The sequence below is a fragment of the Bacillus sp. GbtcB10 genome, from assembly GCF_019091365.1.
Taxonomy (GTDB): Bacteria; Bacillota; Bacilli; order Bacillales; family Bacillaceae; genus Bacillus; species Bacillus altitudinis.
The window spans coordinates 1-228 of sequence record NZ_JAGXJP010000494.1 but is presented as its reverse complement, the minus strand read 5'-3'; the positions used below and the strand labels follow the sequence as shown (position 1 = coordinate 228).

1 protein-coding gene is annotated in these 228 nt (G+C 43.9%); it reads left to right on the top strand.

The annotated features are described in order from the left end of the window. Nucleotides 1-30 precede the first annotated feature (30 nt). Nucleotides 31-165 carry a hypothetical protein gene (locus KVT11_RS21340; RefSeq protein WP_302693915.1) on the top strand — a complete coding sequence of 45 codons (135 nt, stop codon included), beginning with the start codon at nt 31-33 and terminating at the stop codon, nt 163-165. The last annotated feature ends 63 nt before the right edge of the window (nt 166-228 follow it).

The window sequence follows — 228 nt, the reverse complement described above, 5'->3', positions numbered from 1 at the left end:
GCCTGTATCATCGTTTCGTGGTTATAGTTTATGGGGCTTGCCCTCCTCGGGAAAATGTTAGGAAAGCTAGATACAAACGGCAAGTGGATGAACGGGATCAATGAAGCCTCTGCGGTCATGATCTGGCTGGTTGCATTATATATCGCCTATCAGCTTAATGGATAAAGCATACATAGAGCAAATGAGACGTGATGTTGAACATGTCATTTGAAGAAGCGTTGGATGGAA

What these genes read in the sequence shown, in the direction of transcription:
- KVT11_RS21340 (WP_302693915.1), top strand. Translation starts at nt 31, where the DNA reads ATGGGGCTTGCCCTCCTCGGGAAAATGTTAGGAAAGCTAGATACAAAC.